Raw genomic sequence first — 13,585 nt, 5'->3', positions numbered from 1 at the left:
GGAGTATTCATGCCTGTTTTTACTTAATTGAAGATACTTGGTATAGATGAAGCCTTGAAGATTATATGATACGGTAATGAGAGTATTTGTGAAAACGCATACAAGCAATGTAGTGATAATTGAAAGGAGAGGTTAAGCCTTGGCCCCAATTACGATCCGTAATGTAAAAACCATTCTTACAGCTCCACAAGGAATTAATCTAGTCGTAGTAAAAATAGAAACATCGGAGCCAGGATTATATGGTCTTGGCTGTGCAACCTTTACCCAGCGCTATTTGGCTGTGGCTGTTGCAATTGATGAATACTTGAAGCCTTTTTTAGTAGGAAAAGATGTTAACCGAATCGAGGATATCTGGCAGTCTGCCATGGTCAGCTCCTATTGGCGCAATGGACCGGTGTTAAACAACGCACTGTCTGGTGTGGATATGGCGTTATGGGATATAAAAGGGAAAATCGCACGGATGCCGCTTTATGAATTGTTTGGAGGAAAATGCAGGGAGGCTGCTGCCGTATACCGTCATGCTGATGGTCGAGATGTGCAAGAGCTGGAGCAAAGTGTTGCAGGTTTCAAGGAGGAGGGATACCGTTATATTCGCTGTCAAATGGGTGGTTATGGAGGCAAGCATAACCATTTGCATACACCTGAGGGGGCTCTCCCTGGGGCTTACTATGACCCGCAGGCCTATGCACGCAGTATTCCGAGAATGCTGGAGCATATCCGGAATTGTTTTGGTTTTGAGCTGGAGCTGCTGCATGATGTACATGAGCGATTAGCTCCAATCGATGCGGTTAGGCTAGCTAAAAGCTTGGAGCCATACCGGCTATTTTTTCTGGAAGATGTATTAGCGCCGGAGCATATGGATTATTTTCATATGATTCGCAGTCAATGCTCAACACCTCTGGCAATGGGTGAGCTTTTTGTTCATCCTATGGAATGGACTCCTCTGATTGCAAACCGATTGATTGACTATATTCGCGTTCATATCAGTGCAATTGGGGGCATTACTCCAGCAAGAAAGCTGGCAGCTCTTTGTGAAGCATTTGGCGTACGCACGGCTTGGCATGGTCCCGGGGATGTATCTCCAATTGGGCATGCAGCCAACGTTCATTTGGACGTAAGCAGCCATAATTTTGGAGTTCAAGAATGGACGCCACTTGGTGAGGAACTGCAAACGGTCTTCCCGGGCTGTCCACAAGTGAAGAACGGTTATGTATATCCGAATGACGCTCCTGGACTAGGCATTGAGCTTGATGAAAAGCTAGCAGCAAAATTCCCTTGTACGAATAAGCTGCCTGAGTGGACATTAGCGAGGATACCAGATGGGACTTCAGTTCGACCTTAGAGTTCTAATCAGAAAGGAACCATGTGATGAAAATAGGTGTGACGGGGGCAAATGGCAAAGTTGGCAGCTATGTGGTAAATGAGCTGTTGGAGCATGGCTATGAAGTGAAGGCAATAACGTGGAAGCATTGGGATGACTCCCCGGTTGAGCAGGTGCAGGCCGATATGACAAGCTTAGAACAGGTGCAGCGAGCGGTTGAAGGCTGTGAGGGAATCATTCATTTGGCGGCGTTTGCAAGTCCATCGGGGGCCGTAGAACCTTTTGTTTTTCAAAATAATGTTATGAGTGTGTATAATGTTCTGCTCACTTCAGGATTAGCAGGAATTCAAAGGGTATCAGTGGCGTCAAGTGATTGCGCTTTTGGAATAACCTTTAGCCACAAGGAAACGAAGCCAATTTATTTACCAATGGATGAACTGCATCCAACGGTGCCGGATAATTGTTACGGGTTATCCAAAGTAGTAGGGGAACAGGTTGCGGAAGGAATGGCCAAACGCTTCGATATGTCTATTGCTTCTATGAGGATAACGCATGTAATAGGAGAGGAGGAATACGGCCGAAAAGATTATCTCAATATGAGAGACAATCCAGAGGCAGACCCTTGGAATGTATGGTCATATATCGATGCGCGTGATTGTGCGCGCGCTTTTCGTATGAGTCTGGAGGCATCCTTCGAGGGACACGAGGTGTTCTGCATTGCTGCTGTTGAGCAGCGCTGTTTGCTAAGCTCTAAAGAGCTCGCTAAGCGTTACTTCCCTGAGGTGGAGCTGAGAAAACCATTCGCAGGGCATGAGAGCTTACTGGATTGTACAAAAGCAAGGGATATATTAGGTTTTGTTCCTACATATGTTTGGCCAAAGGAACTATAGGCTTTTAAACCAGCCTGTTTTGAGCTTCTGCAAATATAAGAAAGACTGATCGCCTCTGCCCGATTAGTGTAGGCATGAGAATCAGTCTTTTTTATAATATTAGAATTTATAAGTTATCAGCGGAGCTGAACCCTTCTGATATTGCAAGAAAAGCTACCACTACTACGTGAAAGTATCTTCATCGAAAGGGCTTCGAATAGAAGCTTTTATTAGATAATTACTCCTCGGTTTGACGTGGACGGCGGGGAGGCAATGGGCCTAAGTATTGTAAAAATTGACACTCAATCCGACCATTAAACAGCTTGCGCTTTTTGTCAGCTGGGCGGCCCATATAATGCTCTACCCGATTGTTAGGGTTCAGGATAAATGTCGACCAGGTTGGGAGTTTGGATGTAACTCCGCCCAACTGTCGCAGCACTTTCTCGACTTCGTCGAGATCCCCAAGCCTTTCGCCGTACGGCGGGTTGGTAATCACGCAGCCGTAATCGCCGAGCGGCCTTGCCTTGGCCACGGGCAGCACCTGCAGGCTGAACTGGTTCGTCAGCCCGGCCGCCTTGGCGGCGGCCAAAGCCACATCGATGGCTTCGCTATCGATGTCAGAGCCTACGATCTCGAGTGGCACATCATCCCGCACGAGATCGTAAGCCTCCTCCCGTGCCTCGTCCCAGAGGGACAACGGCACGGCCTGCCACGCCTCGGCGGCGAAGGTACGCCGCAAGCCCGGCGCTATGTTCCACCCGATCATCGCTGCCTCGATCGGGATCGTTCCCGACCCGCAGAACGGGTCGTAGAGCGGGCGTTCCACCCGCCAACGGCTGAGCAGCACCAATGCTGCTGCCATAGTTTCCTTCAGCGGAGCTTCCGTAACGAGCTTACGGTAGCCCCGCTTGTGCAGGCTGGCGCCCGTTGTGTCCAGCGTCAAGGTGGCTATGTCATTGAGCAGTGACACTTCCATAACATACCGGTCGCCGGTCTCCTCAAACCAGTCTCTGTGATAACGCAGCTTCATGTGCTCCACAACAGCTTTCTTAACGATACCTTGACAAGCAGGTACGCTGGATAACTGGGATTTGTGGGAGCGGCCTTCTGCCGGGAACTCACCATCCTCTGGAATCCAGTCGGACCAAGGCAGTGCCTTGGTCCCTTCGAACAGCTCATCGAAGGTTAGAGCTTTAAACTGCCCCATCTTGATTAATATCCGATCGGCGGTACGCAGCCACAGATTAGCGCGGCAGATGGCAAGCTCATCCCCGATGAACGTGACACGACCGTTTTCCACAGTGACTTTGTCATACCCCAAGTCACGAATCTCCCGAGCTACTACGGCTTCAAGGCCCATAGCACAGGTTGCAATCAAAGTAATTTCCGACATTCTAGTTTCTCACTCCGTATCTATAGCTAATGGCGTAAACCACTGCAGGCTGTATGCAATTCAAATATGCATACAGCTCATATTCATTCACTTGTTGAAGTCTCCTTGGATAAAACATACAATAGTTTAGTAAGTAAAGGTATTGGCAGAAACAGTTCGGAGAAGATCCATCCGTGTTTTAGCGGAAAACTTTCCTTGAAATATCAATGAACCATCGAATCTCTGGTTCATTCTGATATTATAGGATAAACTATGCGTTTATACAAATGATTGGGAGGATACAGAGGAATGGAAAAGTTAACAGCAGAGCAATATGTGGAATCATTGTTAGAACAAGATGCACAATTGGTTAGCGTAAAGGAGAGTATCCGCGATAAAGGGATGCCGGAAATTTCTATTGCGCCTGGTTATGGTAAGCTGCTAACGCTTCTGGTGAAAATGAACGGGGCGAAGAACATTTTGGAAATAGGTGCATTGGGTGGCTATAGTGGGATTTGCTTAGCACGCGGATTAAGTGAAGGAGGTAAGCTGATTTCGTTGGAGCTAAAGCAGGAATATGCGGATGCGGCGCAGCAGAATCTTCGCGAAGCAGGACTAGGTGAATTGGTAGAATACCGGGTAGGGGAAGCCTTGAATAGTCTGGAACAGCTGGAGTCAGAGGGACAGCGGTTTGATATCTTTTTTATTGATGCAGATAAAGGTAATTACCCTAATTACTTGGAGTGGGCGATCAAGCTTGCTAATCCAGGTGCTATCATTATAGGCGATAACACGTTGATGCATGGCCGCAGCATGGATCCCAAAGAGAAAGGCAATGCTGTAACCAAAATGCGTCTATTTAATGAAGGGATTACTGGCGATCCGCGCTTGGAAGGTGTTATTTTGCCAGCTTATGACGGATTAGCGATCGCGAGAGTCCGCTAGTATAAATAGACGTAAAAACACCGCAACAGCTTAAATATAAAAGCTTGCGGTGTTTTTTTATGTCTATTAGGAAGCTTTTTTCACAGTAGATGTAGCCGTTTCGTTGGATGGAGAAGGAGGTGCTTCTTGAAGAGGCGTATCATCCTTTAGATAAACAATATTATCTGTTTTCTGAACCTCGAGATAAGCCCAATAGAAGATCATCAATTCGGCGCAAACTATAATAAACAATATCTTTTTCACGCTGATCCTCAGAAAAAGCACCTCCAAAAATTTTAATTGTTTTACTTTTTGATTCAAATAATGGAAAAAAATACCACAACTCAGTTTTAAATAATTATACATGAATGTAAGGAAATTGACAAAACTTTATTTGAATTTCTGATCTGAATTTATTAGTTGATCTTGATTTTCATTCATCCCATTCAATTTACCTTACCTACAGAAGCAGATTTGTTTTTTAGTACTAGAGTATAATAGACCCAGAATGAATTTGCAAACAACAGCGCGGAGGCAATAAGGAAGAGTTGCTGGATAGTTAAAATCCCCGAAATAGCGCCTCCCACGATAGGTCCGATCATATTGCCTAAACTTAAAAAGCTGGTATTAAAGCTGTAAGAGCGGCTTTCCATTCCGTTTGGTGTATATTTGCGTATCAAAGAATTGACGGTCGGCAATAATCCACCCAAGAACATACCAAGAAAAAAACGTGCTGCCAAGAGCTGCCACACCGTATGGACGAACGCTTGCGGAATTGAAGTTACAGCAGCTCCGATTAAGCATACTCCCAGTATTTTCTCCGGTCCGATGCGGTCCGAAAGCTTTCCTAATAATGGTGAAGCGATCATATTGGAAAAACCGGTAACAGACCCAACCAGACCCGCATAAAATGCGAGATATTCTCCCGATCCATGCAGCTGCTGCACAAATAAAGGAATTAACGGCATCGTGCTCATCAGAGAAAACTGGATAACGAATGTGACGGTATATAACGATGGAAGCTGTGTGATATGTCTTAGTACATTAAACGCTTCAACGGTTGATTGCTTAGGTTTTTTGGCAGCCGCTGCTGAATCAAAGGTTTCCTTAACCATGAACATTACCAGTAAGGAAGCTGCAAACAATAGAGCTCCAGTAATGTAAAAGATGTATCGGTAACCAATCCACTCTGCCATTAGACCGCCGAGAAAGGGACCCAGGATCGCTCCTGCCATAGTACCAGACTGTAAGGTGCCCATAGCGAATCCGGTCTTATCTTTAGGAGTATTTGTAGAAACTAAGGCAATTGCCGCAGGTAGAAAGCCTGATATCGTTCCGTTTAACATCCTCAAAATAAACAGCTGCCATGCCCCAGTTGCAAAGCCCATTAATGTCATGACTATGGCCATACCGAATCCGGAACGAAGCAGCATGACTTTTCTCCCGTAACGGTCTGCTAAGCCGCCCCAGATCGGTTGAAAGATAAACGATGTTACAAAATTGCCTGCAAAAATAATCCCTGCCCACGTAGCTATCTCATGGGGGTCATGCATACCCAGCTCTTGAAGGTATAAGGGGAGGAATGGAACAATCATAGTCATACCGGCCATGACAAGAAACGCTCCGACCCATAGAACAAATAAATTAACTCTCCAGTTAAGCAAAAGAAAATCGCCTCTTTCTAGTTGTGAAAACATACATCTATTTTTGAGCAAAGATATGGAAATCATGCATGTTATTGCTCCAAGCCTGTCCTCATTTCATATCGAAAGCGATCGATTCCAGGCATCTGCAGCTGTTCTGCGATGGCTATAGCTTTCTCCACATCGTAGGGGACTCGCACGGTTTGAATGCTGAATGGTTCACCTACTGAGGCATCGGGTTTGCCCTCGATAATCGCATAGCAGGCTTGGGGGATACCCTCGTAAGATGCCCCAACACTACCTGTATTAAATAGGAGAAGGCCTTCTTTGTTTTTATTTTTTATAGTTTGCATAAAAGGAATATGAAGATCACCATAACCAACGACATCCGGTGTAAGTGATGGTGATTTTACTGCACTGGCAGTATTTGCTGCTTCTGCTTCAATAATACTCGCTTCCGGAAAACTGGTCATCGCGGTATGCTCAAACAAGGATAGCTTTTCTTTACGGGAAGCTTTGCGTGTGACACGATGATAAACATCTTTGGAAGAAGCGTGGAACAAACGGATCCATCTACCGCTAAGGTGGAGATCCACGGAAAAAGGCAGCTGCTTCAAATAGTCAAGTCGCTCAGCTCCTAATTGCGATTGCTGCCAGAGGATGCCTTCCTTATTGTGAGGTTGGTTAACACTGTGATCCCAATTTCCCTGAAGTGTAACCTCACAGAGCTCACGTATACGGTCCACCGATTCAGCGGGCTGAGGTCCTTTGCCCACAAGATCACCGAGGCAGATGACTCGTTTAATTCGCCGTTTGCTTATGTCCTTGCATACAGCCTCAAGAGCAGTGAGATTCCCATGAATATCTGAAATGATTGCAATTTTACTCATCGTAATGCCCCCTGTTTGATACTTAGTATTACCATTATAAGGTTTGCAATAGAAAAGAGACACCTAATTTTCGGTGCCTCTTTCTTTATATCAGGGTTTCTTCTCGTTTTTTGTGTTTACTTAATAAATCCTATGGATTACTTCTTCGAAATTAGGCTCCTCCATATGAACATCGGCAATGGTTCCCCACTGTTCCATTTGGCGAAGAATCTCCATTGCTTGAATGGAACGGCGGTTGCATTGAATGATCAAATCATTTCCAAGATGCTCGGTAATTAGGAAATCACCGCTCCACTCGGCTGGAACAGAAACGGGTCCGGTATAGCTGACCTTAATGAGTGTTGGCAGACCAATCCTTTCCCTTAACCCATCTATGGTTCCGTCATAAGCTAATTGTCCATGATTAATGACCATCACGCGTTCGCATAGCTGCTCGATATCATCCATATCATGTGTGGTTAGCAAGATCGTTTTACCTAGCTCTCGATTTAATGATTTTAACAGACCTCTAATTGTTTTTTTAGCTACAATATCAAGACCTATGGTCGGTTCGTCTAGAAATAGAATATCGGGATTATGCAGCAGCGAAGCAGCTAGATCAGCGCGCATTCGTTGGCCAAGGGATAGCTTACGAACTGGCGTATCCATAAATTCACCCAGCTGTAGAAGCTCACCCAGCTCGGCAAGGGTACGTTCCTTCTGAGATCTTTCGATTCGATACATTTCAGCAAGAATATCGTAAGAATCCCGAACAGGCAAATCCCACCAGAGCTGACAGCGTTGGCCGAAGACAACACCAAGCTTACGCACGACTTGACGCCTGTTTTTGTGAGGGCTGCTACCGTCGATCAGAACTTCACCTGCCGAAGGATGCAGGATACCTGTTAGCATTTTGATCGTTGTTGATTTACCAGCGCCGTTAGGTCCGATATAGCCTACGAATTCCCCTTTGTTTACGGTGAAGCTGATGTCCTGTACAGCTGTTTTTTCTTGATGTGCGCCGCTGACGTAAGACTTGATTCGCTGCCAACGGTTTTTTCCAGTAATCGGTATGCGAAAAGATTTCGTTAAATGGTTCACTTGTATCATAGGATAGCTCCTTATCATGAGTGTAGGTCGAGCTTAGCTTCCTGTGCTCTGATAGCGGCTTATGCCAAGCTTCCAAAATCGCAGCATGGCCCATAGGAATAATAAGGCAAACGCAGAGGTTGCAGGCAGCAGCCAAGGCCCAAAGTCGTGTCTGAGTACATACAAGGCTGGTATATAATTAGCCATGCCGACAGGGATGATTGTTAGTAAAATCCCACGCAGCCACATTGGATATAAATCCATTGGGTACTGGACCGCAGTATGAGAGGCATCTTCCGTGACATTTTGTAAATCGCTGACTCTTGTAATCCAAAAACCAACTGTAGCTGTTCCAAGTCCAATGGCGAATAAGATGACAGCTCCTGTAGCAATAATCGCTGCCGTTTGAGGAAGGGCCCACCAGTCGATTTGCCCAGCCTGCATTAAGCTTTTCAAACAAAGAATCAATATGATTAGACCTTGTATGAATTCACCTGCCATAATGCGGAAGTTCTGAGACATGAGTGCTAATAGAAGCGGGATGGGACGAATGAGCAGCTGGTCCAAATCGCCTGATACTAAATATTTTTCAAGATGATGGACGTCGTTGGCTGTTGATCGGTATATAGCTTTGGACAGCATAATGGTTGCATACAAGTAACCGATTTCATAAAGTGACCAGCCCTTTAAACTGCCGAACTTCCACAAAATAAGGGAGATCAGCAAAAATTGCATGGCATTGATAATCGCTGCAAGCAGGGTGGAGAACCAAAAGTTCCACTTGTACTGCATTCTGCTGCGAATGCTGGCACGAATCAGCAGACCGTACATGCGCAATGAATTCATCCGCCTTGCACCTCCACCTTACGACGTACCCATGCAGTTACAACGAGGCACAGAAGTGTGAGACCAAAACTCCATATAGCCGAGCCAATCAGGAGAGAAGCCGATTCCATTTCGAGATACAGCTTAGTTGGCACATACTGCAGATAGGGATAGAAGGAAAGATGACTTATACGCTGCAGCCAATCCGGCAACCATTCCAAAGGTATTAGAAAGCCAGATAAGACAGTGGAGAGAGAATAGTGCACCCAGAACAACCAATTGGATTCAGTGGTCCAGAGCGAGGTAACTCCAATTAAGTAGTTAACACAAATGTTCATGTAGGCTGCTAATAGGAGAGCTATTACGGTCCAGAGCCAGGTTGTTGCACTATGTGGAACAGGTAGATTCAACATCCAAATATACAGCAAATAAATGGGCAGCGATTTATAAAGCAGCTGATATCCCACCTGCCCCCATTCCTTGCACATCAGATGATAAAATAGATGAACGGGCCGCATCAAATCTAGTGAAATTTGTCCCGTCCTTACAGAACGGTCAATTCCTAAGCCATTGGTTATGAATAGAGTGATCCACAGGCATACTTGATTGAAGGCAACATAATGGATAACATTTTGCAAAGTGTAGCCAGCAGCTCCTGCTTGGCCTGGATCACCGATGCCTTTCCAAATAGACACATAAATAAGCCCGAATATCGCGCTAGCCACGGTGTTGATAGCATGCGAAGACCGGTACTGCAAATTGCGGGCATAAGTCTTTTTCATTAAAACGAGAAAAAGCATAAACACCTCCTGAGGATGAAGTTGTTGTTGTTGTTGTACCCGCTGGTAACGGCAGCAAGTACTTGCCTAAAGGTTCGGAATAAAAGATGTAAGTAAGAAATGCCGAAGTCTGATTGAGAGGGTATTTGCGTAGAGTTTTAAAGAGAGACGAAGAGTATCATATCAAAACTTGTAAGTATTGACAACTCTTATTTTGATTCTATGTATTCATGACCTTAGACGTAAGTTTTGGTATAATGACCCATAGGATACTTTATTATTATAAGAATCAACCGTGCTGCGGAATATATATGGCACATGATCGATTAAAGGAGTAGGTCCTCATAGAATCCCGTTCAAAAAAACATCCCAAGCCTGTTAAAAGTAAAAGAAACACTTGGATTACGATCAGTGTGTTAAGTATGGTGATAGTAGGCTCTTTCAGTTATTTAATGTACTCGCTGTCAGGTCAGGAGAAAGCAAGAGGAGTGGAGCCTGTACCTGGAAGCAGTCCGACACCTATTGTCAGCTCAAAATCGGAGAAGGAAGTCGAAGTCGGCACCAATACGCCTGCCCCTACCCAGCCCAATAATAATGGTTCGAATCAGATAACTACAAGTGGAGGAACTGACTCACAAGCTGGTGGTAATGTTTCGGGTGCCGTGACTGGCTCGTCAAGCAGTAGTGCCGCTAAATCGAATGTGAAACTATCCTTTGTAGGAGATGTCATATTCGCAAGCAAGGTTGAGGATCTCCTGAAGAAATATGGCTGGGACTACCCATACCAGTACGTCCAAGCCTACCTGGATAAAGCCGATATCACGGTCGCTAATTTGGAAACTCCAATATCGACACGTGGTACTCCACAATCCAAGGAATATGTTTACCGCTCATCACCTGAGGCACTGCCCGCTTTTAAAGCTGCAGGTTTTGATCTTGTCAATACATCGAATAATCATATTATGGATTATGGACAGGACGCCCTTCTTGATACCTTGGATGAATTAGATAAAGCTGGCATCAAACGAGTTGGTACAGGACGAAACAGTGAGGAAGCGTATAAGCACGTTATAATAGAGCAGAACGGCATTAAAGTCGCCTTCCTCGGTTTTAGCCGAGTTGTTCCAGAAGTAAGCTGGTATGCTGGTAAGCAGAAGCCTGGTCTTGCAGAGACGTATACGACGAAACTCCCATTAGAGGCGATTGCCAAAGCTCGTGAGGAAGCTGACCTGGTCGTTGTAATTGCTCATTGGGGAGTAGAGCGGAAAGATCGCCCGGTCAAGGAGCAAACGGATCTCGCCCATAAATATATCGATCAAGGAGCAGATCTGGTTATCGCCAGTCATCCACATGTGCTTCAGGGCTTTGAACAATACAAAGGCAAGTGGATCGCATACAGCTTGGGTAACTTTATTTTTACAACCAATACGGAACCCGCGACATGGGAATCGATGATTCTGAATGCTACCTGCACGAAGGAGAGATCCTGTGACCTTCAAATGATTCCGATGTTGAGTAAAGGAGCTCAGCCCATTCGTATGACAGAAGAAGATGGGTTGAAGCTATTCGATAAAATGTCTCGTATTTCTATTAATGCCCATTTGGATAAGGAAGGGAATATAAGTGAGGCAGCTCCTGCCAAAGAACCAGAACCTGCAGCAACGGTACCGGCTCAGAAGACAGTTCCCAAAAAGCCTGCCGATACTGGAGCTGGAGGTGCAAACTCAGCCAATCCTCAGAATGGTAAAAATGCACCACCTGCTTCAACCACAAATAAGTCTTCAACAGGAAACACACAGCGGAATGAACAACCTAATTCAAATGCACAGCAAGAGACAGCAACACCTAAGAAACAGCCTTAACTGCATGAAATAGTATGAAATTTTCAGTTATTAAGAGGAGGATTAAGATGCAATCGATACGCAATATTTACTGTGTAGGCCGTAATTACGGATTACATGCGGCTGAGCTAGGCAATGATGTGCCGGATGAGCCGATGATTTTTACTAAGCCTACCCATTCTCTGGTCGGAATTCAAGGACAGACAATAACCTTACCGGGAAACCGAGGTGAGGTTCATTATGAAACAGAGCTTGTGCTGCACGTTGGTACAGCATATAAGCCAGGTATTGGTGTAGATGAGCTGATTAATAAGTTTGCACTCGGTATCGATTTGACTTTGCGCGACGTACAGTCGGTCATCAAGAAAAAGGGATATCCTTGGCTTCCTGCCAAAGGCTTCGTAAATTCTGCACCAATCTCTGAGTTTCGTCCTTTTCCAGGTATCGAAGCAGTGAAGGAAACGGAATTCTCCTTGCGTAAAAATGGGGAAGAGGCTCAAAGAGGCAATATTAACGATATGATTTTTAATTTTCAGGTCATCATTGATTACATAGCGGAGCACTACGGCTTAGGTGAAGGTGATATCATCTATACGGGGACACCTGCAGGTGTCGCAGCGCTTCAGACTGGCGATCGGCTGGAGCTGCTGTGGGGCGAAGAATCGTTCGGCGAATTTACCGTTGAATTGAAATAAAACAAAGCAGGAGGGGCTGAGATCATGGCTCCTCCTGCTTTGTTTCCCTTAATAAAGATTTCTCAACTGCTAGTGCTCTTCTGCTCCCCGAGAGCAACATCCGAATAGTCCTCGCGGATTTTGAGTATTTTGGGAAGCTGATCCATGAAAACGTCTACGACCTTGGGATCAAAATGCTCACCGCGTTCTTCCTTGAAAAAGTTAAGAATTCGGTCTAATTCCCATGCGCTCTTGTACACCCGTTCGCTTCCCAAAGCATCAAAAACATCGGCTATAGCTGTAATCCGACCATAGATATGAATTTCTTCCCTTGATAAACCTAAGGGGTAACCTCGCCCATTCCATTTCTCATGATGCTGGTGCGCCACAATAGCTGCGGTTTTCAAAATATGGCGGTTTGAATTTTTTAGCAAGCTGTAACCTATATCCGTATGCGACTTCATAATGTCGAATTCTTCTTCGGTTAGTTTGCCTGGTTTTTTCAAAACAGCATCGGGGATCGCTACCTTTCCGATATCATGCATGGGTGATGCAATTTTCAGTAGTTCGGCTTCTTCTTGACTCATCCCGAGACCAAGCGCCAGAATATAAGAGTATTCCGCTACGCGCTTTACATGATTGCCCGTTTCCTTTGATCGGCTTTCTCCAATCTCGCCCATTGTAAAAATAATTTCTTTTTGCGTTTCTTCGATCTCATTGGATAAAAGCGCCGACTCAAGTGATTTGCCTGCATATGAAGCGGCCAGGGATAAGTGCTCCAAATCCTTTTCAGAAAATTGTTCATGCTCTGTCAGCTTATTAACTGCTTGATAGGCACCCATTATTTCGCCTTCATTGTTACGGAAAGGAATTACCATCAGCGCTTTCGTGCGGTAGCCCGTCTTCTGATCCATGGCAATTGCACCGCGTTCCAGTACTTCCTTAAATTCAACATTTTGATAGGCGTCATCGATGAAAATGGGCAATCCAGTTCCAATGGAATGGCCGACTAATCCCGCATTGCTTGGAAGACGAAGAGGCGGAACTCCATGTGCTACAGTGGAATAGACCTCGTCTTTCTGCTTATCCAAAAGCCATACCGTGCAACGATCGGATATAACCATTTCCCGTCCCATATCCGCCATTAACATTATCAAATGATCCAAACGTCGTTCATTGGCTATTTTAGCCGCATACTCAAATATAACTCGAAGCATCTCTTCGGGTAGAAGATCTTTTTTGATCTTTTGAATACCTAATTGGTGAGCTTCGTGCACGTAAATTTCCTCCCCAGTGACACCTTTTTCCATCTATGAAAATCATATTATAATGTCTATAGGTCTGTAAACATATTATTGTTGAAATTTAGCGAAAAATGG

Annotated in this window: 13 protein-coding genes; 5 read left to right on the top strand and 8 right to left on the bottom strand. The window is 45.1% G+C overall.

All coding sequences use genetic code 11. The annotated features are described in order from the left end of the window. Positions 1-139: 139 nt before the first annotated feature. Together GC093_RS33200 and GC093_RS33195 are read left to right on the top strand one after the other, a co-directional pair. Entirely contained in the window at positions 140-1,342 is a 1,203-nt protein-coding gene (locus tag GC093_RS33200; RefSeq protein WP_171656240.1) for an enolase C-terminal domain-like protein, read from the top strand. A 26-nt stretch (positions 1,343-1,368) separates the two neighbouring features. Continuing rightward, the gene (locus GC093_RS33195) at positions 1,369-2,211 is read left to right on the top strand and encodes an NAD-dependent epimerase/dehydratase family protein (protein ID WP_171656239.1); all 843 of its coding nucleotides are present in this window, start codon (positions 1,369-1,371) and stop codon (positions 2,209-2,211) included. A 217-nt stretch (positions 2,212-2,428) separates the two neighbouring features. Here GC093_RS33195 and GC093_RS33190 read toward each other — a convergent pair whose 3' ends face one another. Further along, positions 2,429-3,583, bottom strand: a complete 1,155-nt coding sequence (locus GC093_RS33190; RefSeq protein ID WP_171656238.1) for a THUMP domain-containing class I SAM-dependent RNA methyltransferase — start codon at positions 3,581-3,583, stop codon at positions 2,429-2,431. Positions 3,584-3,871: 288 nt separating this feature from the next. On the opposite strand from GC093_RS33190, the gene GC093_RS33185 reads away from it, so the two are divergent. After that, positions 3,872-4,507 carry an O-methyltransferase gene (locus tag GC093_RS33185; RefSeq protein WP_171656237.1) on the top strand — a complete coding sequence of 212 codons (636 nt, stop codon included), beginning with the start codon at positions 3,872-3,874 and terminating at the stop codon, positions 4,505-4,507. Between the two features lie 66 nt (positions 4,508-4,573). Here GC093_RS33185 and GC093_RS33180 read toward each other — a convergent pair whose 3' ends face one another. The 6 genes from GC093_RS33180 to GC093_RS33155 all read right to left on the bottom strand — a co-directional run bounded on the left by GC093_RS33180 (position 4,574) and on the right by GC093_RS33155 (position 9,712). Then, the gene (locus GC093_RS33180; protein WP_171656236.1) at positions 4,574-4,750 is read right to left on the bottom strand and encodes a hypothetical protein; all 177 of its coding nucleotides are present in this window, start codon (positions 4,748-4,750) and stop codon (positions 4,574-4,576) included. Positions 4,751-4,932: 182 nt separating this feature from the next. Then, positions 4,933-6,150 carry an MFS transporter gene (locus GC093_RS33175; RefSeq protein WP_171656235.1) on the bottom strand — a complete coding sequence of 406 codons (1,218 nt, stop codon included), beginning with the start codon at positions 6,148-6,150 and terminating at the stop codon, positions 4,933-4,935. Between the two features lie 71 nt (positions 6,151-6,221). Then, positions 6,222-7,019 (bottom strand): metallophosphoesterase family protein, encoded by a 798-nt coding sequence (locus GC093_RS33170; RefSeq protein WP_171656234.1) that lies wholly within the window; start codon positions 7,017-7,019, stop codon positions 6,222-6,224. A gap of 120 nt (positions 7,020-7,139) precedes the next feature. Then, entirely contained in the window at positions 7,140-8,108 is a 969-nt protein-coding gene (locus GC093_RS33165; protein WP_171656233.1) for an ABC transporter ATP-binding protein, read from the bottom strand. Positions 8,109-8,141: 33 nt separating this feature from the next. After that, entirely contained in the window at positions 8,142-8,933 is a 792-nt protein-coding gene (locus tag GC093_RS33160) for an ABC transporter permease (RefSeq protein ID WP_171656232.1), read from the bottom strand. Beyond that, complete coding sequence (locus GC093_RS33155) at positions 8,930-9,712, bottom strand: ABC transporter permease (protein WP_171656231.1); 783 nt, start codon at positions 9,710-9,712, stop codon at positions 8,930-8,932. Before GC093_RS33155 ends, GC093_RS33160 begins: the two co-directional genes overlap by 4 nt. Before the next feature lie 467 nt (positions 9,713-10,179). Between GC093_RS33155 and GC093_RS33150 the strand changes: the two genes are divergently transcribed. Beyond that, positions 10,180-11,553: a CapA family protein gene (locus GC093_RS33150; RefSeq protein ID WP_312886672.1), complete on the top strand. Its 1,374-nt coding sequence runs from the start codon at positions 10,180-10,182 to the stop codon at positions 11,551-11,553. 47 nt (positions 11,554-11,600) lie between these two features. Beyond that, the gene (locus GC093_RS33145) at positions 11,601-12,227 is read left to right on the top strand and encodes a fumarylacetoacetate hydrolase family protein (RefSeq protein ID WP_171656229.1); all 627 of its coding nucleotides are present in this window, start codon (positions 11,601-11,603) and stop codon (positions 12,225-12,227) included. A gap of 62 nt (positions 12,228-12,289) precedes the next feature. On the opposite strand, the gene GC093_RS33140 is transcribed toward GC093_RS33145, so the two are convergent. Further along, positions 12,290-13,483 carry an HD domain-containing phosphohydrolase gene (locus GC093_RS33140; protein ID WP_312886671.1) on the bottom strand — a complete coding sequence of 398 codons (1,194 nt, stop codon included), beginning with the start codon at positions 13,481-13,483 and terminating at the stop codon, positions 12,290-12,292. Between the last annotated feature and the right edge of the window lie 102 nt (positions 13,484-13,585).

This window comes from Paenibacillus foliorum (assembly GCF_013141765.1).
GTDB classification, from domain to species: Bacteria; Bacillota; Bacilli; order Paenibacillales; family NBRC-103111; genus Paenibacillus_S; species Paenibacillus_S foliorum.
The sequence above is the reverse complement of the archived record's forward strand: the minus strand, read 5'-3'. Positions and strand labels throughout refer to the sequence as shown.